Here is a 25,741-nt window from a genome sequence, read left to right as displayed (position 1 = left end):
GGTCTCAGGCGCAGGCCCGCAAGGCCACGAAGTGACGCTCGCCCGAGAGACTGGTCCACCGCTCGATGGGTGCCCAGCCCGACAGCCGGCCGTGCCGTTCCACAGCCCGCGTGCCGACGGTGGCCCAGGAGAAGACGGGGCTGACCGCCTGACGGCCGACGTGGATCCGCACCCGGCGTCGTTCGTCCACGTCAGAGGGTGACGCTTCCACGATCAGTCGACCTCCTGGGCGCACGAGGTCGTGGAGGCGCCGCAGGAGGTGCCGGGGGTCACCGCCGATGCCGATGTTCCCGTCGATGAGGAGCGCGGTCCCCCAGCTCCCCTCGTCCGGTAGCGGGTCGAAGACCGAACCGCTGCGCGCGTGGCCGCCCCGGCACACCGTGGAGATGACGGCCGCCGGGGACACGTCGACGCCGAGGACGGCGTGGCCGCGCCGGGCGAACGCCTCGACGAGGCGCCCGGCTCCGCACCCGACGTCCAGGATCGGCCCCGTGTACCGCTCCAGTACGGCTTCGTCCGCCGGGTCCGCCTGGCCCGACCACCGGCCGACGTCCAACGGGAAGGACCAGCCCTCGGCGTCCCGCAGCGTCACGTCCCCGACGGGGGAGTGGATCGCCCCCGCGTAGGGGTCGCTGTTCCAAGGCTCAGGACAGCCGTCCACTTGCCGTTCAGAGGTACTCACACGGGCTCCCTGTCAACAGCCAGGCCGATGCCACTGCCGCAATGGTGCGACCAGAGGCGGGCGGGGGCCCTCACTTCCCGCACCCGAAGTTCTCGACCCGGCTCACATGCCGACGAAGGAACGGGCGGTGATTCCGACACCGACGATGAGGACGAGAGTCGAGGTCGCAGCTGGTCCGATGCGCCCGAGCGCCTTCAGCCGGGCGGAGGCCTTGTCGGCGGTGCGGGCGGTGATGCGGTCGCGCAGCCGAACGAGGAGGAGGCCGGCGAGGGTGAGCGTGGCGGCCATGCCGAGGCCGTAGCCGATGACGAGGAGGACGCCGAAAGCCGTCCGGCCGAGGGCGACGGCGCCGAGGAGGACGACCAGTGCCGACGGGCTGGGGACGAGACCGCCCGCGACGCCGACTCCGATCAGGCTCCAGCGCTTTCGCCCTGCCGGAGCGTGGGTGTGGTGGTGGTCGGCGTCGTGAGGGTGATGGACGTTGGCTTCGCCGTGGTGATGATGGCCGTGCGGGAGCACGGTGGCGGCTTTGGTCAGGACGACGGTGGTGCCATCGGCCGCACCGCTGTCAGGTGCTCGGCGTGAGGACGGCAGGATGGTCGGCGACACGTGGCCGTGCCCGTGATCTCCCACGTGCCCGTGCCCGTGGTCGCCGTGGTGGTGATGTCCGTGGCTGTGGCTGTGGCCGTGTTGGAGGGGGCGGCCGCGGATGGCGGAATGCAGGAGTTGGACGCCGATGGCGGTGACGAGGAGGCCGCTGGCGACGCCGAGCCAGGTGAGGACGGTTTCCCCGGCGAGGTGGGTGGCGAGCGGGAGGGCCAGGCCGAGGGCGAGGACGCCCGCCGTGTGGGTCAGGGTCACGGTGGCGCCGACGGTGAACGCGTCGCGCCGGGTGCCGCGACGTCCGGCCAGGTAGGCGGCCATGATCGTCTTTCCGTGGCCGGGCATCGCCGCGTGGGAGGCGCCGAGGACCACGGCGAGGAGCAGGGCGAGGAGGCCGACGGGGACGGTCAGTTCGCGGCTGCCGACGAGAGTGTCGAAGAGGTCGGAGACCTTGTTCAACGCGGCGGTGACGGGGCCCGCGCCGGGCAGGCCGGGCGGCACGATCCGCGCCGCGGGGCCCTGCCCCGGGGCGGTCCGCAGTTCGGCGGTGTGCTGGTCCAGCGGGGCGGCGAGAGGATCCTGCGGGTATCGGCGCAGCTGGTTGGTGGTTGAGGTCGCAGGGACGGTGGAGTCGGTGAGGGTGAGGCCTTCGCCGCGGGCGGTGATCTCGTGCCAGCCGATGCGCCGGGTGTCGTAGTGCGTGACCACGCGGACGCGCGAAGGCGGGGTGAGCCGCGCGTCGGCGGTGAGTCGGCAGGTGAGGCGACTGGTCTTCAGCCCGGCCTCACCCGTGTGGAAAGTCAGCCTGCCGGCGCCCCGGCCCCATCGAATGCTCACGCCGCTCACGTCGGCTGCCAGTTGCCCGGCGAGTGTGGCGCATGCCTCGTCCGCGTACACGCTCTGCTCGTCCGCGGTGATGGATCCGTTGTGGTCCTGGTCGATGAGCGGGCGCTCTTGTGCCGAGGCGATCTCGGCACGGTCGACCACGATCTCCGCCTCCACCGCCTGTGGGCGCAGGGTCAGACTGGTCGCGTAGTTGACGGTGAAGTTGCCCAGCGGATGCGCGGCCGCAGGCGAGGCCGAGGCGAGGAGGGCGAACGAGGTGAGCAGGGCGGCCGCGAGCGGGGCGGCGGCCAGGCGCCGGCGGGTGGGGAAGTTCATGGGGTGTCGTCGATTCGCCGGATCGCTTCGCGCGCCGCGGGGGCGTGGAGCGGGTGGAAGGAAGGGTCGATGGCCAGCGCCTGTTCGAGGTCGCTCCGGGCCGCCGTGATGTCGCCGAGGGCTTGGTGGATGGCGCCGCGGTGGTAGAGGAACAGAGCACTGCGCGTACCGAGCGCGAGTGCCTGCTCGGCTTGTGCGAGGGCTTCGCCATCGCGTCCGGCACGGTGCAGGGCCCAGGCGTAGGCGTCGTGGACGGCGAGGAACGGCCGCTCCCTCGCGGCGGCTTCGGCCATGGTCACGGCCTGCCGGGGGTGGCCGTGGTCGGCCTCGAAGTAGATCGCGTCGACGTCGGCGGAGGCGCCGCCGGCCCGGCGGATCCTCTCCTGGGCGCGCAGGACCGCGTACTGCGCTTCGGCCGCGGTGGAGTGGCCGAGCGACTGCTGGAGTTCGCCGAGTTCCAGCAGGTACTGCGGGAGCGGGGCCACTGCAACGGCCGTGGTGTAGTCGGCGACCGCCTGCTCGCGATCGTCCGTGGCCACGCGTGCCTTGGCCCGGGCCTCCAGCAGGCCCGCGTCGCGCGGCGCGATGGCCAGCCCGGCCTCCGCCTGACGCAGAGCGGTGGCCGGTTCGCCGCTGTCCAGGGCAAGGGAGGACAGGTGCGTGTAGGCGAAGGCGCGCTCGCCCGGGGTGCCTGCCGCGCGTAGCGCCCGTTCCATCAGGGCCTTGGCCCGGACGATGTCGCCGCGCAGTTCGAAGGTGTAGGAGGCGCGGGCCAGCGAGGAGCTGTCCGGGCGCAGGTCCGCCATCTTCTGGACGGCGTCCTCGGCTTCCCCGTACTGGCCGAGCTGGGTGTGGGCGTCGGCCAGGACGCCGTAGGAGGCAGGGGTGGCGGGGCTGGTGACGATCGCCTTGCGGGCCCAGCCGAGGGCGTCGCGGAACTGGTGGCGGGCTGCGGCGAGGGCGCCCATGCCGATCTCGGCGTGCAGGTTGTCCGCCGGCTGGAGTGCCAGCGAGCGGCGCAGGGCCGTCTCTGCCTGCGCGTAGGAGGCTTGGTCGGCGGTGGTACGGGCCTGCTGCACCAGGGACATACCGAGGTCTGCCCAGCTGACCGGATCCTTCGGCAGACGCTTGACGCGCTCGCGCAGCGCCTCGATGCCGCGCGCCGGGCCCGCGGAACTCGAAGCGGATGCGGGGGCGTCCGGTGTGCCGGTCCTCGACGGGGGGAGACCGACGGCGCCGACGGTGAAGACGGCCACGCCCAGGGCGATGGTGATCGCGGTGGTGCGCAGGTGTCTGCGGTGCCGGATCGAGGGGGTGGGCTTCTCTTCGGGCCGGTGCACGGGATCCTCCCCGGTGAGTCGACGACAGGGGCCCCGGGCGGGGACCGGAGGACCGACCTCGGTCCCCGCCCGGTGCTGGTGGGTCAGCTGGTCTTGCGGTTCCGGCGCAGGCGGTATCCGCCGACACCGAGGAGCAGGGCGCCGAGGCCGCCCAGGGCTGCCGCGTTCTTGCCGCCGGAACGTTCGGGCGCGTTCGGTCCGCTGTTCACGGACTTGGTGTGGGGGAGCGCCAGGTAGGGGAACGAAGTGCCGAACGGGACCTCGTTGGCGTTGACCCTGTCGCCGTCGGCGAGGGCCGGGACCAGCTGCCCGGTCTGGGCGGCGCCTTCGACGGCCTGGAGGGAGATGTCGATGACGTCGTCGGTCAGGCGGCGGCCGTTGGGGAAGCCCGCCAGGTCACCGGCGAGGACGCCGTAGCGGTTGGGGTTGGCGGTCGGCCGCACGCCCATGTTCAGGCGCAGTTCCTCCGCCGGGACGATCTGCTTCAGCCGCGCGTCCTTGTTGAGGCGGTGGGCGTTGAGATCGGCCTGGATCGGACCGCACGCCTTGCAGATGCCCGTCAGGTAGATCTCGAACAGGTCCCGCCGGGGGGTGGCAGGAGCGGGGATGTTGTAGACCTGCTGGATGAGCTTGGGCAGGATCGGGTCGAGGACCTTGTCCACGACCGGCTGGACGGTGCGGTCCTGGTCCGGATTGAGAGTGTTGAAGGCGTCCTTGTACTTCAGCGGGACGACGACCTCGTTCACAAGGGGGTTGCCCAGGCGAGAGACCTGCTTCCACTTGTCGCCGTGCTTGTCCCGGGAGTCCGAGACCTGCACGCCCTGGCGGTCGGTCGTGGACCACACGCCGATCACCGGGTTGCGGCCGGGGTTCCCCTTCAGCGCGAGCTGCGCCTTGGGGATCTGCAGGGCGACGGAGTTGACGTTGTAGCCGGCGAGGGTGTCCTGGCCGCGCTCGGACAGGTTGCCGCCGTAGAGGAGGTCGAAGACGCGCAGGTCGGCGAAGAACGGGTCCTCGGCCTGGCCTGCGAAGGTCTTGCCGCCGCCGGGGATGTTGCGGATGGCCTGGTTGCGCAGGGAGGCATAGTTCGGCATGGAGGCCGGGCCGACGCGGGAGGGGGCGGCGGGGACGTTGGAGAGCAGGACCCTGCTCTCGTCGCCGTGGGAGATCACGAGGTCGTAGACCTGGCGGAAGTTGAGGTCCGGGTCGTTCAGCGAGGTGACCGGGCCGGTGTTGTAGAGGAACTGGTTGGCGGCGTCGCGGTAGCTGTTGTGGAAGCGCCAGGTGTAGGTGATGTCGGAGACACCGTCACCCGTGTTGTCGATCTTGATGTTGTAGCGGAGGTCCTCGCCGAACGCGTAGAAGTTCGGGCCGCCGTTGGGCTCCTCGAAGGGGATCCAGTTGGCGAGGAGCGTGACCGAGTCGGGGCGGTCGAGGCTGGTGTACGCGTACACGTCGGTGTTGTCCGCACGCGGGTCGCCGGCGATCAGCGGGGCCTCGCGGTGGCTGGAGGCGACGCTCACTCCCGGGGCGAGGGTGAGGGCGGTGAGGCCGGTCGCGAGGGCGCCGGCGCCCAGGACGAGGAGGGACTGGTCGAGCACACGCCGCGAACGGGGCCGTGCGGAGATGGACTTCAAGGGTGTTCCTCTCGACTGCGAACCCCCATCGCGCCGCATACACCGGTGCGGCCGGACGGGGGCATTCAGGTGGGTGACCACTCGGTCGGACAGCGCGGCCCGGGCGGCATGAGCAGCACCCCGGCCCGCCGACCACGCGTACTGCCTTGCGCTCAGATCACGCAGACGGAAGGAAAGCACGCACTGCCCGCGCCGCGTGACCGCGTTTCCTGGCGTCCCGGGAAGAGAATCCGCCGTGTTCGCGTAAATCCGCTGGCCACAGCCTTAGCGCAGAATGGCGGAGGGTTTCATATTTGTGACGACACGCAGCCGACGGGTTAGGCCGATCGAGTAATTTCATGCTCTTGCAACCCATGCGCAATAAGCGGGTGGGGTAATTGTTTGCCGAACAGGACGACAAGTGTCGATGGAATGACAAGGAGGGAAATGCCCCCGACTGTTCTGCGGTGAGTGAAATCCTGCCTCGCCGGGACATGCTCCGGGTACACGTGTTGCACCACCACACGAAGGGCGTCGATCCAACATGCCGCGCATCAACGTAAGCACCGACAAGGACCACAGTGTCGAGCTCCACTTCGAGGACTTCGGCCGAGGTCGCCCGGTCGTTCTCGTCCACGGCTGGCCGCTGAGCGGCCGCTCTTGGGAGCCGCAGGTCGGCCCACTGGTCGAGGCGGGCTACCGCGTGATCACCTACGACCGCCGCGGGTTCGGTTCCTCCACGCAGCCGTGGGAGGGCTATGACTACGACACCCTGGCCGCCGACCTGGACGCACTCCTGACTGATCTCGACCTGCGCGACGCCACCCTGGTCGGGTTCTCCATGGGAGGTGGAGAGGTGGTTCGCTACCTCCACAACTACGGCAGCAGCCGTGTCCGCCAGGCGGTCCTTGCCGCAGCGGTGCCTCCGTACCTCCACAAGAGCGCCGACAACCCCGACGGTGGGCTCGACGACGCCGCGATCACCCAGTTCGAGGACGGCGTCCGCGGCGACCGGCCCGCGTTCCTGGAGGGCTTCGTCACCGGCTTCTTCCAGGCCGGCGAGAAAACGGACCTCGTCAGCGCGGCCCAGCACCGCTATCACGTCCACCTGGCGGAGGGTGCCTCACCCCAGGGGACGCTGGACTGCATCAAAGCCTTCGCCCGTACGGACTTCCGCGACGACCTCGCCCGGATCGACGTGCCCACCCTGATCGTTCACGGCTCTCAGGACGCCATCGTGCCCTTCGAAGTCAGCGGCAAGCGGTCCCACGAGGCCCTGCCGGGCAGCACCCTCGCCCTGATCGAGGGGGCCCCGCACGGACTGAACCTCACCCACGCGCAGGAGTTCAACCGGCATCTGATCGACTTCCTCGCGAAGTGACCACCGCCGCCTCTGCCCACGCCGCACGGGCGTGGGCAGGGGCGGGCGAGCGGCCGGACGCGAACGATGTCGGGCCAGGCCGAGGTGGCCGACTCGCGGGACGGGGGCGCCACGCTCTGGAAAAGTCGCCCCCCGGCAGGCAAGCGGTCAGCCACCGTCGGGTGCGCGCATCGTGGCATCCACCGGCCTGGAACGTGGAAAAGATGAAGTGGGACAAGTTGTCCGAGTTGAATCACCTGGATGAACTTGCAGTAACGATTCTCCCCCAGGTGAGAACTGAATTATGGATAGCGGTCCCGGAAATAGGGCGCGCCTATCGGCGTAAAAGCGGGCTACCTCGGCATTTGGTTAACGTATCGCGATCCTCCTTTATCCACGGCGCCGTCATGCCGACAACGATCCGTTAGCCGCGCTAGGGGACAGCTCCAAGTTCGAGCCCCATCAATGGAGGGCTTGTCCCTTGCAAACGGGGTGCGTGTGATGACGCTTCACCGCGACATCATTCCGAGCGCCGCTCCGCCCGGACCTGCAGGTGAGTGAACCGGAATGGAACCACCGCTCGAGCGTGAGCACGAGACCTGCACTCTTCGGGACGCGTCACATGGGATTCTCCTTGCTGATCCTGCGACTCCTGCGACTCCTGCGACTCCTGCGACTCCTGTGAGCCGACGGCCCGAGGTCGGGCCGTCGCACTCTCTTCGTCAGGGCCCACAGGGCGGTTTGGTCCCGATCGGCCTGTTCCCTCGAAGGGGTGAGCCGCTTCATGCATCCGGTCGAACGTGCCGGTTGGACGGGGGAGTGTGGCCGAGTCGAGCAGCCTCATGCTGCAGCAGAGATCCTGCAAGTGCAGGGATATCAGCTCTCACCGCACGCAAATGCAGGGTGAAACCTGCATTGCAGGTGACGGACGTGGGGCGATGGCGCTGGACAGGTTTCCCAGTCGACTGTCAGCTTGGGTACATGTCGGTGTGCCGACCTCGGACCGAGGCGTGTTCGTGAACACGGCTTCATGCAAGGCGTGTTGACGTGCACCGCCGGCGGCGTTGGCCGCGCAGGGGGCGCGGCACCGCTGTCGGACGGTGAGCAGTGCGAAGCGGAACCGGATAGTCGGCAGGCATCGAACGCAGGGGGGCGGCATGCGGTGGGAACGGGGTCGATGTCACCGCGTGGTGGCTTGCTGAGGGTGAGCATCGGGGCCAGGAGGCCGGAGCGCCCCTCAGGCGACGGTCGCGGGCGGCAGGGCACCTCTTCGCGTTCTCGACTTGGTCGGACCACCACAGCGGGGAACCTTGCCGGGCTGTGATCTCGTACAGAACTCCAGTGCGGTGGCGCGAGTTCCGCTGCTTGACTCGTCGTCGTCTGCCTCCGTGCGAGGTGATCGCGGCCCGTCGAGGTGGTCTTCCCGCTCCCACCCAGTCATCCGCGCGCGTTGCCATGAATCCTTCAGCCCACCCGGTGTGGGCGCAGAACAGGAGAACGGTGTCCAGCAACAGCACCACCTACAGTCAGCTTCTTCGGTCCGGCAGTCACCCCGCCGGCCTGGAGTCACATCTGGCTCAGTTCGCGGAGACCGCGGGTTCTCGGCCCGGACGCCCGCCTCGCCATGACCTACCGCGCGAAGAACGCCAACCTCGTCCTCGCCGACGAAGGCAGTGTCACCGTCCTGACCGACGGCAAACAGACCAAGACCCTCCAGGTCCGCGGCGCCCCACCCTCCACCGGCTCACCGACGACGCGACCGCCCGACAGGCCCGTCTCGAACTCCGCCTGATTCCCGGGCTCCAGGCCTTCGCCTTCACCTTCGGGTGAGGGCCGGAACCGCCGCGTCCGTGTTGAACCGGCAGGAGTCTCAGTCGAAGAGGATCACAGGATGGGCCGAGGTCAGGTCTGGCACTGCGCCGTGCCGGCGGTGGACCATCCGCTCCAGGCGCCCCCGGCGGCACGGGCGTGTACCCGGATCTCGACCTTCACGGGCCCGCACACCCGGGTCGAGCTCCCCACCTCCGTGGGCCCGACGCTCCCACGCGCCGGGACATGGGTACGGCCGCTGCCCAGCTTCACCCAGTGACCACCGGAGACGACACGGAAGAAAGCCTCGTACGAGACGTCCGCCGCCCGCGACCCCGTGTTGCGCAGCTTGACGTGCGCCGTGATCTCCCGCGTAATGATCTTGCCCTCCTTTCCGCGTTCGGCGCTGATGCAGCCATTCACGGCCACCCGGCCGGTCGACACACCACCGCCGCAGGCGACTGCCGCGGCGTGGGCTTCCGCCGGAACGGTCAGCATGGTGAGCGCGGCGGCACCCAGGATCGCCCCAATTCGCCTCACTCGCATAACGGTGTCCCTTCGATCCTGCATTGCGTCAGAAAGACTCTGACGTGCCGAAGCGCGCGCGGCAACGCGGCATCGTGTTGTTCAACCAAACGGGAACAGCCGCCGAACCCCCTGTTCACCCGGCGTGGCTTCACTGAACGGCTCCTGTGGCCGGGCCATTGGCCGAGGACCTCACCGCGCACGGTTCAACACGCTGACCGCGTGTGTGGGGGTGTTGGCTTCGGCGTGGTGACGCCTTCCACGCGCCGGGTATGCGCCCTGCCGTGTCCGCTCTTCCGCTTCTACCGTTGGGGTTTCGAGACTGCGGGGAGGTTGCTGTGGCAGGGATCGTGGAGGGCAAGCATTGGTCGCCGGTCGGTGACGACGGGCATCAGCCGAACCGGCCGGTGCCGCCGCCCCCTCCGCCCCCTCCGCCGCCTCCGCCGCCCACCGACCCCGACAAGAAGAAGTAGCGCTGTGGCCACCACCCCGGGCCGGGAGGCCCCCGCCGTCGACGTGCTGGTCGACGGGCTGCTCGCCGCGATCGCCCAACAGCTGGACGCGCCCCTGCCCGCCCGTCTGCGGGAGGCGTTTCACCGCGTGGACCGGCAGCGGTTCCTGCCCGATCGGATGTGGCTGAGGGACGGATCCGGCGGCTACGAGCCCGTCGACCGTGCCACCGAGCCCGACCGGTGGACGACCGCGGCCTACTCGGACGAACCGCTCGTCACGCGATTCACGGACGGGCTGCCGTCCTCGTCGGCGTCGATGCCCTCGATGGTCGCGCGCATGCTGCTCCTGGCCGGCCTCCCTGAACGTTCCGCAGGCCAGAAGACTGCCGGCACCCGTGTGCTGGAGTTGGGTGCCGGCACCGGCTACAACGCCGGCCTGCTGTGCGTGCTCGTGGGCGACGGGCGGGTGACCACCGTCGAACTCGACCCCGTGCTCGCCGCCGAGGCGCAGGAGAACCTGAAGGCGACCGGGTTCGCGCCGACGGTCGTGATGGGCGATGCCGCCGACTGCCGGCTGCCGGGCGACGCCTACGACGTCGTCCTCGCCACGTTCTCCGTCGACCGGATCCCGCCCGCCTGGCTCACCCAGGTCCGGCCCGGCGGCCGGATCGTGACCCCGTGGACCTCGGCCTGGTGCACGTACGGCACCCTCGCCCTGACAGCTCACCAGCACGGCCGCGCGGAAGGCCGGTTCCACTCCTTCGCCTCCTTCATGCGGATGGCACGCTCCGATACGGTCCGGCCCGGCCCGGCGCCGGAACCGACCGCGCACGAGAGCGGCGTCGGCGGAGCCGTGCGATCGTCCACGAGGCTGTCGCCGTGGACCGTCGCGGGCGGTGATCTCGACACGGAGTTCCACGTCGGCCTCACGGTTCCCGGCACCTCCTTCGCCTGGGACACCAGCGGTGAACACGCCCCCACCCGCCTCCAGGTCGCCGACACCACCGGCTCCTGGGCGACGGTCGACCACGACGGCCGCACCTCGGCCGCCTTCACGGTCACCCAGGCAGGACCCCGACGCCTCTGGGACGAGATCACCGCAGCACACGCGGAGTGGGAGCGGCTCGGCCGACCTGGCGTCGACCGCTACGGCCTCACCATCACAGGGCACGCCACCACGGCGTGGGTGGACTCTCCCGCGACGGCCGTGGCTGCCCTCTGACCTGCTGGAGGCCGGACCGGGCCGAGCGTCCTCAACGGACTGTGAACGACATCAGGGCTGGTGTGGCCCAGAGGGCCGAGAAGCTCGGTCGCCTGGGATGGGGAGCTCACCCTCCTGGGGGAGGAGCATCGCTCTCGGGGGTGACGTCAAGCCTGCGAGGCCATAGGAACCTGGGGCTTGTGACTGCAATCAACACAGCCCGGCGGAGCGTGACTTCACACGACACCGAGCGGCCTGCCGCGAGATGGGCGGTGTTCACGGCCCATGCGATCCCCTTGGTCCTGCTGCCCCAGTGTCTGTGGCGGCTGCCGTTCGCCTTCAACTTCACCATGGGGATGATCGAACCGAATGCTCCGGCGATGCCGCCGTGGTACTGGGCCGTCCCCTACGTCTTCGGAATCAGCGTGCTGTCAGAGGCATTGGCGCTCCTCTCCCTCGGGCTCGTGCGGCGATGGGGTGAGATCGCGCCGGCATGGCTCCCGCTCATCGGCGGGAAACACATCCCACCCCTCGCGGCGATCATCCCCGCCACCATCGGCGGCCTGATCGTGACCGCAGTGTCGGGAAGTTTCCTGCTCGCGTGGCTTCAGGTCCCGGGGTTTCACGCCCTCGGGTACTCCAACGGCTGGTGGGAGCTGTTGGCAAAGGTCTGCATCGGCCTTGGGGCGCTCTGGGGCCCCATGGTGCTGGCCCTGACCTACGCCTACTTTGTACGTCGCTGCCGACATGCCGGACCTCCGCTGACGTGATGTCAAGCCCGCGCCTCCTCAGCGGAATCCTGCGGGGTTGCACCCTCATTCTGGCGGATCTGGTCGACCGCCCACGCGGCCCACTCGCGGCGCATCGCGTTGAAGCGGAGGCCGTACTCCAAGGCGATCTTGCCGTTCACCGAGAGCGGGTCGTCGCCCCAGTCGATGGAGTCGGCCAGTCGATGCAAGGCCTCGTGCTCCTGCTCCGACAGCTCCATGAGGTCGGTGAGGTAACTCCGCGCCTGGTCGGGGGTGATCACGTTGAGGAAGAAGACCCGCAACAGGATGTCGCTTCGGCTGTTGCGTTGCGGCTTGGTCTCCGTCAGCCAGTGGCGCAGCTCCGCCAGGCCGTCGTCGGTGAGGGTGTACTCCTTTCGGCCGCGCGGTCCTTGGGCCGAGACGCTGATCAGTCCGTTCTCGGCGAGCTTGGACAGCTCTGTGTACATCTGGCTCTGTGTGGCGGGCCAGACGTTGGCCAAAGAGGTCTCGAAGCGCTTCAGCAGGTCGTAGCCGCTGGCGGGGCGCTCTGACAGGAGTCCGAGGAGGGCGTGTCGAAGGCTCATGCCGCCACTTTACCTTCCACTCTTGACATGTCGAGAGTGGAGCTTCTAGTTTTGACATGTCAGAACAGGAATATGGACAGCTCGGGGGACTTCGATGTCGTACGTACGCACCTTCCTCCCATGGATCGTCTTCGCGGTGGTCCCGACCGCCCAGTGGCAGTGGGGGGCGCTCGCCGGTCTGTTGGTGGCGGTGGCGGTGATCGCCCAACAGCGGCGGACGGGGGTCGGTTTCGACGCGCTGATCATGGAAACCGGCTCGGCCGCCTTCTTCGCGGTCCTGGCGGCAGTCGCCTTCGCGGACCCCCATTCGGCTGCGCATGCCTACTCGGCGGCTCTCTCCTCGGCCACCCTGGCCCTCATCGCAGGGGCCTCGTTGCTCGCCGGCAAGCCGTTCACTCTGGGCATCGCCAAGCGCACCACCCCACCCGAAGTCTGGAGCCTGAGGCCCTTCGTGCGGGTCAACGTGGTCATCACCACCGTGTGGACCGCGGCCTTCGCCGTCACGGCCGGCGCCCTCGCGGCCCTGGCCCACGCCAACCAGGGCCACTCCACGACGGCGACGCTCGTCCAAGCCGCCGGATTCGTGGTTCCCATGCTGTTCACCGTGCGCTACGTCGCCACCGCCCAGGCCAGGGGCTAGCCGGCCTCACGTCAGGATGTCCATGTCGCCCCCGTGGTGGCTGTGTTGAGCGCGAGTCTGGTCGGGCGAGTCTGGTCGGGGCGCGGGGCGCGGGGCGCGCGGTCGTGACAGTTCCCCGGGTCACATGCCGTGCAGCCGACGCTCGTGACGTCCCCGGGGTGCGCGGCCGGCAGGAGTCGGGCCTCCTGGAGCCCGCGTCCCGGGGGTGGTCGAGCAGGCGCAGCAGTCGCACCACGGCGTCGAGGAGCGGTGGGGAGGCGTCGCTGACTGCGAGGCCCGGCCGCGGGTCGGCGCGGCGCGGTACGGCGCCCGCCGGGGCCGCCAAGAGCAGGTCGGCGATGTCGGAGGAGCGCAGGGGGTCAGGCCGAAGCCGAGTGCCGGCCGGTCGGGGCCGACATCGACGAAGTGGCCGGTGACGGGCAGGTCGATGGAGGCGACGAGGTACTGACCGGCGCTTTACTCGTAGACGCGCTCGCCCAGCGCGAGATGTTTCGCGCCCTGGGCGATGAGGTCCATGACCGTGCCCGTCATCGATGCCGAGGGTTCGGCCGGCTCCTCGACGCGGGAGATCAGCACGTCGGCGAGGGCGGTGGCCGTGTCGGGGCGGGCGTGGCGGGCCAAGAGCGAGCGAAGCTCGTCCAAAGAGGACGGGACATGTCCCGATGGTCCACACCGCCGGTCCGCGCGTCCAGCGCTCGGTCCGCAGAAGGGGAGGATCGTGCAAGCCATCGGGAGCATCGTTCTTTCCCGTGCCCAGGTCAGAGTGGTTCACCGCGCAGGTCATCGAGGTGTCGGGCGGCTACAACCTCTGACGGGTGCCCCACTCGCCCTCGTCCGCGGCCTTGGTGCGGAGGAGGGCGCTGTTCGGGTGGCGTTCAGGGACAGGGGAAGTCGTCTCGGTCCAGGGCGTAGACGGTGCAGGCGCGGCCGAGGACGGTGTCCTCGCGCAGTGGCGCGAATCCGAGGCGCTGGGCGACGGCGGCCGAGGCAGTGTTGTCGTGGTGGATCATGGCGGTGATCCGTTCCAGCCTCAGCGGGCCGAAACCCCAGGTCAGAACGGCTTGGGCTGCTTCGGTGGCGTAGCCCCGTCCCCAGTGCGTGCGGGCGAAGGTCCAGCCGATCTCGGTCTCGCCGAACTGCTCCCACCAGTTCAGGCCGCAGCGTCCTATGGCCTGACCGGTGCTTTTCAGTTCGACGGCGCACAGTCCGTGGCCGCGCCGGGTCCACTGCCGGTGGATGTCGCGCAGGCGCGCTGCGGCTTGCCGGTGGGTGTAGCCGCCGACGAACCGGTTGACCTCGTTGTCGGCGTGGAGGTGTACCCACCAGTCGGTGTCGGCGTCGGTGAGCGGGCGCAGTCGGAGGCGTTTCGTGGTGATCACTGTTGTCCAGTCCTTGCTGTCCACGGGTGTTGACGGCTGTGCGCTACGTGGTCGGCAACGGCAATGGCTGCGCTCGTGCCGCGGAAACCTCGTCCGTGCCGCGTCGGCGGATGACGGCGTGCGCCGCCTCCGCCGCCACGAGGCCGAGTGCGATGAACACCGCGCCGACGGCTCCGAGCCAGTGTGCGCCGAACCATGCCATCCCGGCCTGCCCGACCAGGGGAGCAGCCGAGACGCGGCCATGACCGGACCGAGCACGGCGTAGGTCAAGGCGTAGGCGGTGAGCAGCCAACCGGCGGTGCCGACGGGGACATCGAGGGAGTCTGCGGCGTCCGGCAGGATGCCGGCGATGACGAAGCTGTCGGTTCCTATGGCGAACATTGCGGCGGCGAGGACGACAAGTGATCGGTACACGACGGAGGGACCTCCAGAGCGTTTGATGTAACAGGGACAGTTACGACAAGGGTCCGAAGAAAGGCCGGTCCGTGCGGACCAGCCTGGTGGGGGAGTTCGGGGTTCAGCCTTCAGGCAACCGTCTCCCTCAGGACGTCGGCGACGGTGACCGCGGCCAGTTCGGCCTTCATCGACTCCTCCGCGCGACTGTAGGCCTCCCGCAGCACAGGCGGGAGGCCGCGGCCGACGGGGCACTTCTGGTTGGGAGTCGCGGCGTGCAGCGCGATGAGCGGATCGGGCTCGACGGCCAGGTAGGCGTCTCTCAGCGTGGTCGACTCCGGGGTGCGGGCCAGCCTCCAGCCCGCACCCTGGCCGCGCTGCGAGACGACCAGGCCCGCGTCACGCAGGCTGCCGAGGATGCGGCGGATGACGACGGGGTTGGTGTTGACGCTGTCGGCGATCTGATCGGACGTCACGATGCCGTCGGCTCGCTGGGGGCAGACCAGCGCCATCCAGGTCAACGCGTGCGTGGCCACGGTCATGCGACTGCTCGCGCTCATGGAACCTCCCGTTGCCCGGACGCGACCGATCCCGATCCCGTTGCAACTGATTCTGTTACGACAGGGTGCGCATGTCCAGTCCTGTCCGCGGCGAACCCGACAGCGGTGCCGTCAGACGACCAGCTCGTAGACGCTCCGCGCCGTCAGCCACAGGCCGACGAGCAGGGAGAGCGTGACGATCAGCTGGTCCTGGTGCCGCTCGGTCCAGGTGCGCAGGCCGTTCAGCCTGGCCTCCGCGGCCGCCGGCGCCCAGACCTTGTACATCTCCATGGCGACGAGGCTGAGCGTGGCCAGCAGGCAGTAGCCCGTCAGCACGAGCCAGTCCGTGAGGGAGGAGAGGTCCGCGGCGACGACCGTCGCGGCCCCGGCTCCGACCAGCGCCCAGGGCTGGAACAACCAGGCCAGCCCGGCGGCCGTGGCCAGTGAAGCGTCGTCCACCTTGGCGGTCCAGCGCGGCGGACCATGCGGGCGGGGTGGCCGGCGCCGCCGGTTCGCGCCATAGAGCACCAGCCCCAAGCCGATGGCGAGCTTCGCACACGAAACGGCGGTCGACGGGGTGGTGTGGCGGGCGGGGGGCTCCCCACCGGTCAGCAGCAACACGCAAGCGATCACCACAACCAGGTTGGCGAGCCACGACAAGAGGAACGCCAGGCCCTTGCGAACCCCGCGTCGCGAGGAGAGCAGCAGGATGAACGCGCTGTTGTGCAAAGGTCCCAACGTGATGGCCGTACCGATCACGACCAGATCGAGAACCATCGGCGCAGTCACTCCGGGAAGGTCGGGGCATCGGCCGCCTCGGGACGGGAGAGCCAATGAGCGGGATCGGGCAGCGCTCTCAACGGCGCCGCATCCCGACTCTGCGGGCCGAGGCCCGACCGGTCAAGCGGCCACGCTCATGTCCCCGAACGCCGCACACCCGGTGGCGGGAGGTGCGGGCGTTGGGAGTCCCGTGGACCGGCCTCGTCCTCGTTTCCTCTCAGACCTCGGGAAGCGACGGATCGGGTGTCCAGGGGCTCGGTGCGGTGATGGACCAGCGTTCGTGGTCCCGCCAGGCGCCGTCGATGTAGAGGTAGGCGGGCGCCAGCCCCTCGTACTGGAAGCCCAGCCGTTGGACCACGGCCAGAGATGCCTTGTTCGCCGGCTGGATGCCGGCCTCCAGCCGGTGGAGCCGCAGATCCGTGAACGCGTACCGCATCGTGGCGGCGACCCCTTCGGTCATGTACCCCTGCCCTGCCGACGGGGCGAAGGCCGCATAGCCGAGGGACGCGCCCTGGTAGCGCCCCCGGATGATCGAGTTGATGTTGACCGTGCCGGCGGCTGCTCCGGTGTCTCGCACGCGGACCAGGAAGCCCTGGTTGGTGCCGTCGTCGAAACGGCGCATCCAGTCCGTGAACTCCTGCGCGTTCGTCGGCAGTCGCATCCACGGCAGGTGCAGTTCGGAGCTGGCCCGGACGAGGGTACAGAACTCGTCCTGGTCGGCGAGGGTGAGCGGGTGCAGTTCGACCCGCGACGGTATCTGGAGCATGGGGCCACGTTAGGGCGCCTACGGGTGGTGGGTGTATCGAGTTTCGCGCGCGGCCCGGAACGAGGCCCGGGAACGCTCCGCGGTCGCTTCCGAAGGCCGCAGGCGCCGTTCCCCCCCGGGTCTTCATCACCGGTCGGCCTCCGAGTCGTCGCCGGACCGCCAGTGGTCGATGTCGAAGGTGACCTCCCGGCCGCGGGTCGTCCCGTCCTCGCGGTGTAGGCCGGATGCCACGGAGAAGGTGAACTCGCTTGCGTCCACGACGGATCCGCGCTGCCGCAGCAGGTCCGCGATGCGGGCGCGCAGATCCGTGCGGATGCCGTCGGCCATGGCGGCGGTGAGCTCCAGGTCCCGGTGCGGCACCCGGCCGTCGCCGTGGCCGGTCAGCCGGACCGACGGCAGCGGCAGGCCGTGATCACGGTTCCACAGACCGACCCGGACCAGGTGCTCGGCCAGTTGGTCGAGCTTGAACCGGCCTCCGTCGGCCATGGCGCCCGACTCGTCGAACGCGATGAACCGATGCAGCGGCTCGCCATGCCCGTGGAGCACCACCAAGGTGAGCGGATTGGCCTCCGCCGAGTCGTGATCGGACAGCAGCGCCGCATGCGTTTCGTGCATGCTCTCGCCCGGGCGCCGGCTGTAGGCGCGGAAGTACCACTGCTCCCTGCCCTCGACCATGGGGGCGGCCTTCAGTATGACGGTCGCGGCCTGCCGGAGCGTACGCTCCTGGTCCTGCGCGGGCGCGCGCCGGTCCCGGGCCTCCTTCGCCGCGACCAGCACCTCCGCCAACCGGGCCCTCGCCCTCAGCGCGGCGGTGTCCGCCGCAGTCGCGCCCGCGCCTTCGGCCTGCCGCAGACGGCGTGCCAACGAGGCCTCCACCGAACGAAGTTCACCGGCGGACTGCCGCAGATTGGCCTCGACGGCGTCGGCCGTCTCGGCGCGCGTTCGGCCGACCCGGGCGTGGTTCTCCAGGGTGAGCTGCGACCGGCCGTCCTCACTGGCCAGCACCACGGACGCGAAGTGGTAGCCGTAGTGCGAGCCGTTCCCGCCGCCGGGCTTGGCGTAGTTGACGTCGAGGGACGCAAGCCCCTCGGCGTTCGCCGCGTTGACAGACTGGACGAGGTACCCCTCGCCCACCCCGGCCCAGGCGGCCTCGTTGATCCCGATCCGCCGCGCCGCCTCCGTCAGGGCGTCCCGCTCCGGACTGTCGGCGTACTCGTAGCTCAGCGCGCTGCCGTACTCCCGGCCGGGCAGCGGCGCACCACCCTGGCCGCCGACGCCCCGGTCGTCCCGCCCGATCTGCGCGGCGGCCCAGGCCGGACCGGTGGCGGCCGGGGCGACCAGGCCTCCGGCAACGCGGGTGAGGGACTCGGCGAGGTGGTGCGTGCCGGTGACCTCCGCCGTGTCCAGGGCGCTGATCCGGCCGGTCGCGACACGGTCCCCGGGCGCCCGGAACACCACGTGCGAGGCTCGGACCTCACCGGACACCATCTGAGCGAAGTCACGGCAGGCCTCCTCGTCCGAGCGCCCCGACCGGGTCAGGAACCGCGGGGCGATCCGCAGCAGCGGGGGATGGGGCAGCCCGTCCCCGCGCCGCAGGGTGAGGGAGACCGCCGGGTCCGCGGCCAGCCGCACCTTGCTCCCGGCCGCGGCCAGCCGCACGTTGGCGTCGTCGACGGCCTGCTGCGTGGCGTACGCGTGCCGGCTCAGGCCGCCGGAATCGATGGCGAGCGTGCGGTCCTGCGACACCTCGATCCCGGGCCGGTCCCGGACGAGCACCTCGTCGAACCGCTGGACGGGCAGCACCAGGGCGGGGCTGTCGGGATCGGCCGGGTCGACGGCGTGGAAGGCCTCCAGCCTGGTGAGCGGCAGCCGTTGGAACAGCACCGAGCCGCCCGGGGCCGCGGTCGTGTACGCGTCCGTGACCAGCCGTGCGGCCCTCAGGTGGGCGAACGGGTCCGCGTCATCCGCCGTGGTGGTCGCCTCCCACCTCGGGTCGGGGCCGGACAGCTCCATCCGCTCCGTCGTGCGGTGCCCGCGGACGGTCACCAGCCGCAGGGTCGCGTCCACCGGGGTCCAGACACGGCTTCCCGTCGCGCTCCGGACAGCCTGCGGCAGACCGAGGGAACCCTCCGGAAGCCCGCGCACGGCCAGCACGATGTCGGCGCCCGGAGGCCGGTGCGGGTCGTTCGCCACCAGGGCGGCGAAGTCCTCGGCCGCGGTCAGTCGGACGGAACCCAGCGGCGTCCGCAAGGTGACGTGGTCCCCGCCGGCGCGGGCCATCACGACGTACGGATCGGTCCACGGCGCGCTCTGCGCACGGCCCTCCCCGCCGTCCCGGACGACGGCGTACCGGCCGACGTCCAGCGGGGGCCGCCCGGGGCCCGCCCAGTTGCGGCCGTGGTCCATCCGGGTGTCGTCGTGCAGCACCCGTCGGACCAGGTCCTCGACGAAGGCGCGGTCACGGCCCGCGAACGGCGCGGCGGCCGGGGCGCGCGGCAGGGGAACCTGCTCCGGATCCGGCGCGAGCAACGCCGCGCGAGCGGCGTCGCGGCTCAGGCCCGGTGCCCCCGCCCCGGTGCGCGGCAGATCGCGCAGGGCCGGGCCCGAGTCGGTGACCGCGCCGATGGCCCGGACGTACGCGTCGGGCACCTCGAACGTGTCGGCGCCGGCCATCACCCCGCGCCGGTCGGCCTGCCGCTCCAGGCGGCGGAACAGCGTCGAGGCGTCGTGGTACCGATCCGGCAGGCCCGCGTAGTGCAGCAGTTCGTGGAGCGCCCGGGCGTCGTCCGCGAGCCCCTCACGGGTGCCCAGCGGGAAGGTGAACTGGTCCCATTCCCGCACCGGTTGATCACTGCGGCTGATCTCGATCGCCTCCGGATGGTCCGGCCGGTGCTCCACCTCCACGTCGATGTGCAGCTGGTCGCCGGAGCCGGGCAGCGTGCGCCCGTCGTTGACGTGGCTGTCCAGCAGTGCCTGGAGCCGGCCGCAGTACGCACCCAGGTCGCCGGCGCCGAATCCCGCGCCGAAGCGCACCGGCAGTTGCAGGGACACGTTGCGGACCCAGCGCCCGTCGTCGGCCTGGATGCGGGCCACCGCCATCCGGACCACGACGTCCCGCCCGGCCAGCGCCCCCGGAGCCGGCCGTTCGGCCGCCGGGTCCCGCGCCGGGTCGAACCGCTCGGTCCGCAGCACCGCCCAGCCCGCCCGCTCGCGGCGGTCCCGCCACTGTTCGGGGCGGACGGGCGGGTGCCCCTCCCGCACCGGCGGCGCCGGCTCGTCCCCGACCGGCGCCCGCCCGTCCTGGACCGGCGCCCGCTCGTCGGGTGCGTGCCGGTGTCCATCCGGCGCGGCCGACTGCCCGTCGGGTGCGCCGCCCCGTCGGTCCAGGGCCCGCGGCCGCTCGACCAGGGCCGGCGCCGGCCCGTCCGGCAGGTGCCGCCCGGCGACCGCGCCTTGGGGCAGGTCGTCGCGTACGGGGGGCCGTTCGGCCGGCAGGTGCGTGACGGTGACGACCGCCCGGCGCCGGGCTTCCGGAGTGTCGTGGGCGGGGTCCGTGCCGTGCGGCAGGTCCGAGCCGCGGGACTCGCGCGCGATCGACAGGGCGGAGGCCGTCAGCGGGGACCCGAGGTCACGCAGGTGCGCGTCGAGGCGCCGGACGAAGACCTCGCGGACGCCCTCCGCACGCTCGGCGCCGACCTGGACGGCCCGGCCGAAGTGCGGCCGTCCCGCCACGGACGCGGTGCCGTGGCCGGCGATCGTCACCTCCGGCAGCGGCAGCCCCGCCTCGGCGTGCCGGACCGTACCGCGCGCCACGACGGCGGCCAGTGCGTCGAGGCGGCCGACCTCCGCGGGGCCGAGCCCGGTCGAGTCCTCCGCCCCGAACGCCACGGCGCGGGTGAGCGGCGGGCCGGCCACGGGGGCGGGCCGGCCGGTGCGCCCCGAGGTGGCCGCCGGCTCCTGTGCAGCGGTCCGCGGCGCCTGGGGCGCCACCTCGTCACCGCGGAGGTCGGCGACGCGGCTGTGGGGTGCGGCCGCGGGAGCGCGGACGCCGCCGCGCACAGCCCGTTCCGGCGCGGCGGCCATGGACGGCGCGGGCGCCGACTCCGGTGGGGTGGCGGGCGTTTCCGCCGTGGACGGGGGCCGGAGCACGGGCCGGGCGTGGACGAGTTCGGCGTCGTTCACACCGGGGAGGAAGCGGAGCAGCGGCTCGCCGCCCTCTTGGTGCGACTCCACGATCTTGCTGAAGATGCCCTTGCTGAAAGGCGACGACGGCTCCCAGTCCATGTGGGCGCCGTGCATGACGGCCATGTCGTTCGCCATCATCTCGCCGACCACACGGTCGTACGGGCTGCCCTTGAGCCGGGTGCTGCCCGGGGTGCTGATGTCGAACACGTCGTGGTCGCCGGTGATCTCGCGCCAGCCCCCCTCCTGGTCCCGGCCGTACACCAGCCCGTCCTCGACCTTGAACCGGCCCTCGGCCGCCAGGGTCTCCATGACCGGCGCCAGCGTGTCGAACTCCTCCGTCCGCTGGGCGAACCGCGCCTCGATGCGGCTCCAGGTGGCGGCGTCGGTGTCCCCGCGCTCCGGCATGACCGGCCGGAAGTACCCGATCAGCCCTCGGTGTTCGGCCTTGGCCCCCAGACGGGTGTCCAGGTCGTTGATCGACTTGGCCTTGATGTCCTTCGGTTTCGGGAGCTTGCCCTGGTCGAGCCAGGCGGGAGCGGTCGGGTTCGTGGGCCGGACGTCGATCCTGAGCCTGTTCCTCGTCGCGACCTCCTGGAACTTTCGGAAGTTGCCCTCGGGCATGCCGTAGCGCGCACGCGCCTCGGCGGGGGTGACCCCGGCCGAGGCACCCGCGCCGGAGCTGCCGGCACCGCCCGAACTGCCCGACGGAGTACCGGTGGTGCCCGACGGAGTGCCGGTGGTGTCGGACTGCGGGGCGCGTGGTGTGACCTCGCCTCCGTTGCCCTGTTCGGCCTGCTGCCGGGTGTACGCCTCCCAGGCCTGCATCTGGATCCGGGTCTGGATCTGGCGGTGCACCTCCCAGACCGCGGGGAAGTTCGGGAGGACGTGCTCGACGAAGTCCGCGTACATCTGGCTCGGGCCGTGCGGATAGCGCTCCAGGGGCGTGTGGAAGAAGGCCTCGGCCTGCGCCAGGTACTGCTCGACGTCGTACTCGACCAGGTGCCCGTACTGCCGTACGACGGCGCGCACCGCCCCGTACCTGCGCTGGATGTCGCGGACGCGGTCGGCGTCGAAGGCGTCGCGGTCCTGGAACCGGCCGGTGAGCCCCAGCTCCTCCCGGATCGACTGCACGTCGGCGTGGCTGAAGCCGCGCTCGTTGCCGTACGCGTGGACCGGTTTGCGCCACCAGGAACCCGGATCGGCCGGCTGGTACGTCCCCTCCAGGCGTCCGCCCGTGTCGAACTGCTTGCCGTACCTGCCCGAGGCGGTGGGCGGCTCCGCGATGACGACGCGCTCGTACCCCGGCGCGAGGCCGCCCTTGCGGGTGGTGCCGGTGCCGTCGGCGTCGTGCCACGCCTCCATGCGGTGGGAGCCCGTCGCCCCCGACTCCTCCAGGTAGTGCACGTCGTGGCCGATGAGGGCGACGGCCTCCAGGTTCCCGGAACGGAACCCCAGGTGCTGCACGCCGTGCTGACGGGCGAGGCTGTCGTACAGCCGGAATTGTCCGGTACGGGTGTCGCCGCCCCAGGCGGCCGGCCCGGGGTCGGTGCCCCGCCAGAAGCCGGTGACCTGGTGGATGGTGTCGGTGCCCAGCTCGGTACGCATCTCCCGCACCAGGGCGTCCCACTTGCCGCCCTTGCCCGCGTCCGGGTGCGCGTCGCCGGTGATGATCACCGCCTTGTAGTCGCCGGCCAGGTTCCGCAGGAGCTGGCGGACACCCTGGAAGCTGGTGTCGTGCTCCATCCGGCCCCGGAGGTCCGACCACTGCGTGGCCTTGCCGGAGAACCGGGACCACAGCACCAGAACGCGGCCCTCGCCCGGCGGGATCCGCACCCCCCGCCCGGCCAGCCACGCGTTGACCTCGGCATCGCGGTCCTCGCCCAGGTGCCAGGCCTCGCGGACCCGGCCCCGCAACTCCTCGGAGAACACCCGGCCGATGTGATCGGTGCCGTCGGTGACCCCCCACAACTCCTTGACCTGGAACATCTCGTGGAAGTGCTTGTTGATCCCCCACTGCTGCTGCGCGATGCGGGTGGCCTCGTCGTTGAGGGCTGGCCAGACGTTGCCCTTCTCCAGGTTCGGCACGTCGACGTGATGCACCCGGTCGGCGGGGATGCCGCTCTCCAGGTAGAAGGCCTCGATGGCCCGGGACTTGTCGCGGACCGGGTCGTGCCCGGGCAGGCCGCTGTCCGGTCCGCGGGCGATGAGGACGTGCCGGTTCGGGTCGTGGAGCAGCGAGGCCAGGATGCCGAACTGATCGCCGGACGCATAACCGGGCTGCATGATCAGCGAGTTGTCGGGCGAGTACACCGGCGGCCCGAACATGCGTGGAGCCACCGAGGGTGACTCCGTCCGCTGATCGCTCCGGTTCTCGCCGCGGTCGTCCGCCGCGACCTCGTCGCGGGCCGGGTTGCCGTCCTGGCCGTGGCGCAGGGGGTCCGAGACCGGATCCACCCATACGTGGCTCCGGTCGTTGGCCGCGGAGCCCCGCCAGGCCCGTGCCCACTCCGCGTCGTACGGGAGGGCGGCGGCTGCGGGATCCTCGCGGCGCGGCGTGCCGGTCTGCTGGTCGAGGTCCCCGACGAGGGCGGCGATCAGCCGCAGATGACGGTCCCGCAGGCCCGCCTGCCGGAGGCCCTCGGGCGCGGGGGAGCGGTAGTCGCCTTGCAGGCTGCCCTCGACGGCGGGACGGTGCGGGGCGCTCGTGTCGCGGTACTCGTCGCGCAGACCGATCTGATGGGCCAGTTCGTGCGCGTAGTCGACGGGGTCCGCGTCGGGCCACCACGACCGCTGGTCCATGCCCCGGTCGCGGCCGACGAGGTCGACGGTCAGGTGCGGTTCGTCGCCGGGGCGGGCGCGCAGCACGGTGACGTGCAGCCGGTCGCCGCCCGGGAGACGGTACTCCGGCCCGTTGAGGAACTCCCGGACACCATCGGACATCCGGCTCCAGACGGCCTCGGTGTCGTGGCCGCCGCCGGCCCGGAACGCGACCCTGACGGTGAGGTCGGTGACGGACTCGCCCTGGTACGTGAACCGGCGGGCCTCGAATGAGGACCGGACGACGAACCGCGGGGTGCGATCGAGCGCCATGCGGGGGGCGGGCGTCGGCCCGCCGGGAACGTGCCCGGGCGGCGGGGCCGATCCCGGGTCGCGGGTGGGGGCGCTCTCCGCGGCGCCGACCGTACCGGTGGCCCTGCCGGTGGCCGTGTGCGCGGCCGGGGCGGCCGTGGTGTCCGCGGTGGTGGCAGTGACCGGGGCGCCGGGTCGTTCCGGCACGGGGTGCGGGCCGGTGGCTGCCGGTGCCTGCGGTCCGGTTCGGGAGGCGGTGTCCACCGACGCTTCCGGCCCGGCGTGCGGTGCGCCGGCCGCCGCCGACGCCTGCGGTCCCGCGTGCTGTCCCGCGCCGGCCGACGGGGTGGGGCTCGTCTCCGTACGGACGGAGCGGGACGGGTCCGACCCCGGTCCCGCCGCGGCGTTGGGCCCGCCGGTTCCGGCGGCGCCCGCGGCTCCTGCGGCCGGTCCACCGGGCGGCGCCGCGGGGGTGGCGGCGCCGGGAGCGCCCGCCGTCGCGGGGCGGTTCACCTCGGCGGCCGTGGGGCCGACACCCGTACCCGTGCTGGTACGGACGACCGGCGCAGTGGCCGCCGTGCGGGCGGAGCCCGGGCCGTGGGCGCCTGACGAGGCCGTACCGGATGCGGCCGTACCGGACGGAGCGGCGCCGGAGGGGGCCGGCGCGGCGGCGTGGCCGGGGACCGAGGCCGAGAAGCCCTGGGCCGGGCCGAGCACGGTCGCGAAGCCGGGCAGGCCGCCGTCGCCGGGAGCCGCGGCCGGGGCGCGCGTGCCGCCGGTCGCGCCGTGGACGGCCGGGGAGCTCTCGGTGCGCGGCGCGCGGAAGCCGGCCCCGTCCGCTCCGGTTCCCGTACCCGTTCCCGTGCCGTCCCCGTTCACCGGATCGGCTCCGCCGCCCCGTCCCGGCTCCGGTGCGACCCGGCCCGGAGACGGTGGCGGGTCGGACAGGGCCGCCTTCTCGGCCGTCGGCAGCCCGGGCAGGTCGAAGCGCAGTGCGTCCGGCACGTTCAGGTGCACCGGATCGACCTCGATCGTGGTTCCCTTGCCGCCGAAGCGCCGTCGGCCACCACCGCCCAGGGCTCCCAGGGCGCCCGCCGAGATGGACGACCCGAACTCCTCCTCGCCGCTCTTGTAGATGCCGTACATGATTCCGGCGGTCGCCACGCCGGTGGCCGCGCCCAGGACCACCTTGCCGAGCAGCGCGTGCGCGAACTTCGGCGCCAGTACGCCGCCCGCGCCGAAGAAGACACCGCCCACCGCCCCGCCGATGGCGCCCGAGACGACGGCGGAGACGGTGTTGTCCGTGCTCCACTCGGTGCGGTCGCCCTTGAGGAACTGGATGGTCTGGACGGCGACGTCGAGACCGACGTTCATCGCGACACCGGTGGCGACCGAGATGAGCAGCCGGCGCAGGATCATCTTCACCGCGATGCGGGCGCCGGTGACGGCGAGCGGGATGACCTCGGGTGCGAAGAAGGCCCACTGCGCGATCTGGGCGGCCAGCAGGACGAGCTGGCCGAGGATCATGTACTTGGAGTACTCCACCTGGACGGCGGTGTGCCTGCCGAGCTTCCCCAGTTGGCCGGCGGACTGCGCCATCTCCGGGATGCTGGACTCCAGTTGCGTGACGAAGCTGCGGAACTCGTCCGCGACCTGTCCTCCCACGCTCTCCAGGACCCCGTTTCCGGAAGCACCGATCTGCTCGCTGATCCCCTTGAGCTCCTGCGCCGCCTCGTGCCACGCCTGGCCGAGGGCGTGCAGGCCGTCCTCGTTGCCCTTGGGCCAGGACTGACCGACCGCCAGCCGGGCGACCCAGGCGAGCTCGGGGGGCATGTCGACGCTCATGTGGTGCCGTGTTCCTCGGTAAGGGTGATGGTCGGTGCCGGTGTAGGGCCCCGGAAAGATCCG

At 71.4% G+C, this 25,741-nt stretch carries 16 protein-coding genes and 1 pseudogene; 5 read left to right on the top strand and 12 right to left on the bottom strand.

All coding sequences use genetic code 11. The annotated features are described in order from the left end of the window. Positions 1-4 precede the first annotated feature (4 nt). From OG906_RS01315 to OG906_RS01300, 4 genes are all read right to left on the bottom strand, one after another. The gene (locus OG906_RS01315; protein WP_329439117.1) at positions 5-682 is read right to left on the bottom strand and encodes a class I SAM-dependent methyltransferase; all 678 of its coding nucleotides are present in this window, start codon (positions 680-682) and stop codon (positions 5-7) included. Positions 683-784: 102 nt separating this feature from the next. After that, complete coding sequence (locus tag OG906_RS01310; RefSeq protein ID WP_329439115.1) at positions 785-2,446, bottom strand: HoxN/HupN/NixA family nickel/cobalt transporter; 1,662 nt, start codon at positions 2,444-2,446, stop codon at positions 785-787. After that, positions 2,443-3,786 (bottom strand): tetratricopeptide repeat protein, encoded by a 1,344-nt coding sequence (locus OG906_RS01305; protein WP_329439113.1) that lies wholly within the window; start codon positions 3,784-3,786, stop codon positions 2,443-2,445. Before OG906_RS01305 ends, OG906_RS01310 begins: the two co-directional genes overlap by 4 nt. Before the next feature lie 83 nt (positions 3,787-3,869). Continuing rightward, positions 3,870-5,462, bottom strand: a complete 1,593-nt coding sequence (locus OG906_RS01300) for a DUF4331 domain-containing protein (RefSeq protein ID WP_443067341.1) — start codon at positions 5,460-5,462, stop codon at positions 3,870-3,872. Between the two features lie 484 nt (positions 5,463-5,946). On the opposite strand from OG906_RS01300, the gene OG906_RS01295 reads away from it, so the two are divergent. Continuing rightward, the gene (locus OG906_RS01295; protein ID WP_329439109.1) at positions 5,947-6,783 is read left to right on the top strand and encodes an alpha/beta fold hydrolase; all 837 of its coding nucleotides are present in this window, start codon (positions 5,947-5,949) and stop codon (positions 6,781-6,783) included. Between the two features lie 1,603 nt (positions 6,784-8,386). After that, the gene (locus OG906_RS01290) at positions 8,387-8,554 is read left to right on the top strand and encodes a hypothetical protein (protein ID WP_329439107.1); all 168 of its coding nucleotides are present in this window, start codon (positions 8,387-8,389) and stop codon (positions 8,552-8,554) included. Between the two features lie 110 nt (positions 8,555-8,664). Here the strand turns inward: OG906_RS01290 and OG906_RS01285 are convergent, their stop codons facing one another. After that, positions 8,665-9,117 (bottom strand): hypothetical protein, encoded by a 453-nt coding sequence (locus OG906_RS01285; RefSeq protein WP_329439105.1) that lies wholly within the window; start codon positions 9,115-9,117, stop codon positions 8,665-8,667. Positions 9,118-9,573: 456 nt separating this feature from the next. Here OG906_RS01285 and OG906_RS01280 point away from each other — a divergent pair, with 456 nt between their 5' ends. After that, positions 9,574-10,770 (top strand): methyltransferase domain-containing protein, encoded by a 1,197-nt coding sequence (locus OG906_RS01280; protein ID WP_329439103.1) that lies wholly within the window; start codon positions 9,574-9,576, stop codon positions 10,768-10,770. A 179-nt stretch (positions 10,771-10,949) separates the two neighbouring features. After that, on the top strand, positions 10,950-11,519 hold the full coding sequence (locus OG906_RS01275) for a hypothetical protein (RefSeq protein WP_329439101.1): 570 nt from the start codon (positions 10,950-10,952) through the stop codon (positions 11,517-11,519). Positions 11,520-11,521: 2 nt separating this feature from the next. On the opposite strand, the gene OG906_RS01270 is transcribed toward OG906_RS01275, so the two are convergent. Then, complete coding sequence (locus OG906_RS01270) at positions 11,522-12,082, bottom strand: PadR family transcriptional regulator (RefSeq protein WP_329439099.1); 561 nt, start codon at positions 12,080-12,082, stop codon at positions 11,522-11,524. Between the two features lie 94 nt (positions 12,083-12,176). Here OG906_RS01270 and OG906_RS01265 point away from each other — a divergent pair, with 94 nt between their 5' ends. Next, positions 12,177-12,722, top strand: a complete 546-nt coding sequence (locus OG906_RS01265; RefSeq protein ID WP_329439097.1) for a hypothetical protein — start codon at positions 12,177-12,179, stop codon at positions 12,720-12,722. Between the two features lie 178 nt (positions 12,723-12,900). Here the strand turns inward: OG906_RS01265 and OG906_RS01260 are convergent. The 6 genes and pseudogenes from OG906_RS01260 to OG906_RS01235 all read right to left on the bottom strand — a co-directional run. Next, positions 12,901-13,253 (bottom strand): annotated as a pseudogene (locus tag OG906_RS01260) (AraC family transcriptional regulator); the annotation flags it as partial. Positions 13,254-13,597: 344 nt separating this feature from the next. Further along, positions 13,598-14,101 (bottom strand): GNAT family N-acetyltransferase, encoded by a 504-nt coding sequence (locus OG906_RS01255; RefSeq protein ID WP_329439094.1) that lies wholly within the window; start codon positions 14,099-14,101, stop codon positions 13,598-13,600. Between the two features lie 524 nt (positions 14,102-14,625). Continuing rightward, positions 14,626-15,054 carry an Rrf2 family transcriptional regulator gene (locus OG906_RS01250; RefSeq protein ID WP_329439092.1) on the bottom strand — a complete coding sequence of 143 codons (429 nt, stop codon included), beginning with the start codon at positions 15,052-15,054 and terminating at the stop codon, positions 14,626-14,628. Positions 15,055-15,165: 111 nt separating this feature from the next. Next, positions 15,166-15,810, bottom strand: coding sequence for a GAP family protein (locus OG906_RS01245; RefSeq protein ID WP_329439091.1), 645 nt, complete (start codon positions 15,808-15,810; stop codon positions 15,166-15,168). A 220-nt stretch (positions 15,811-16,030) separates the two neighbouring features. Beyond that, the gene (locus tag OG906_RS01240; protein WP_329439090.1) at positions 16,031-16,579 is read right to left on the bottom strand and encodes a GNAT family N-acetyltransferase; all 549 of its coding nucleotides are present in this window, start codon (positions 16,577-16,579) and stop codon (positions 16,031-16,033) included. Positions 16,580-16,705: 126 nt separating this feature from the next. Then, positions 16,706-25,678, bottom strand: coding sequence for a WXG100-like domain-containing protein (locus OG906_RS01235; protein ID WP_329439089.1), 8,973 nt, complete (start codon positions 25,676-25,678; stop codon positions 16,706-16,708). Between the last annotated feature and the right edge of the window lie 63 nt (positions 25,679-25,741).

Source organism: Streptomyces sp. NBC_01426, assembly GCF_036231985.1.
Classification (GTDB): Bacteria; Actinomycetota; Actinomycetes; order Streptomycetales; family Streptomycetaceae; genus Streptomyces.
The sequence above is the reverse complement of the archived record's forward strand: the minus strand, read 5'-3'. Positions and strand labels throughout refer to the sequence as shown.

Excerpts from the sequence above, each read along its gene's own strand:
- OG906_RS01295 (WP_329439109.1), top strand. The coding sequence starts at position 5,947 with ATGCCGCGCATCAACGTAAGCACCGACAAGGACCACAGTGTCGAGCTC.
- OG906_RS01265 (WP_329439097.1), top strand. The coding sequence starts at position 12,177 with ATGTCGTACGTACGCACCTTCCTCCCATGGATCGTCTTCGCGGTGGTC.
- OG906_RS01310 (WP_329439115.1), bottom strand. The coding sequence starts at position 2,446 with ATGAACTTCCCCACCCGCCGGCGCCTGGCCGCCGCCCCGCTCGCGGCC.
- OG906_RS01235 (WP_329439089.1), bottom strand. The coding sequence starts at position 25,678 with ATGAGCGTCGACATGCCCCCCGAGCTCGCCTGGGTCGCCCGGCTGGCG.
- OG906_RS01245 (WP_329439091.1), bottom strand. The coding sequence starts at position 15,810 with ATGGTTCTCGATCTGGTCGTGATCGGTACGGCCATCACGTTGGGACCT.
- OG906_RS01240 (WP_329439090.1), bottom strand. The coding sequence starts at position 16,579 with ATGCTCCAGATACCGTCGCGGGTCGAACTGCACCCGCTCACCCTCGCC.
- OG906_RS01290 (WP_329439107.1), top strand. The coding sequence starts at position 8,387 with ATGACCTACCGCGCGAAGAACGCCAACCTCGTCCTCGCCGACGAAGGC.
- OG906_RS01300 (WP_443067341.1), bottom strand. The coding sequence starts at position 5,462 with ATGCGGCGCGATGGGGGTTCGCAGTCGAGAGGAACACCCTTGAAGTCC.
- OG906_RS01250 (WP_329439092.1), bottom strand. The coding sequence starts at position 15,054 with ATGAGCGCGAGCAGTCGCATGACCGTGGCCACGCACGCGTTGACCTGG.
- OG906_RS01285 (WP_329439105.1), bottom strand. The coding sequence starts at position 9,117 with ATGCGAGTGAGGCGAATTGGGGCGATCCTGGGTGCCGCCGCGCTCACC.
- OG906_RS01270 (WP_329439099.1), bottom strand. The coding sequence starts at position 12,082 with ATGAGCCTTCGACACGCCCTCCTCGGACTCCTGTCAGAGCGCCCCGCC.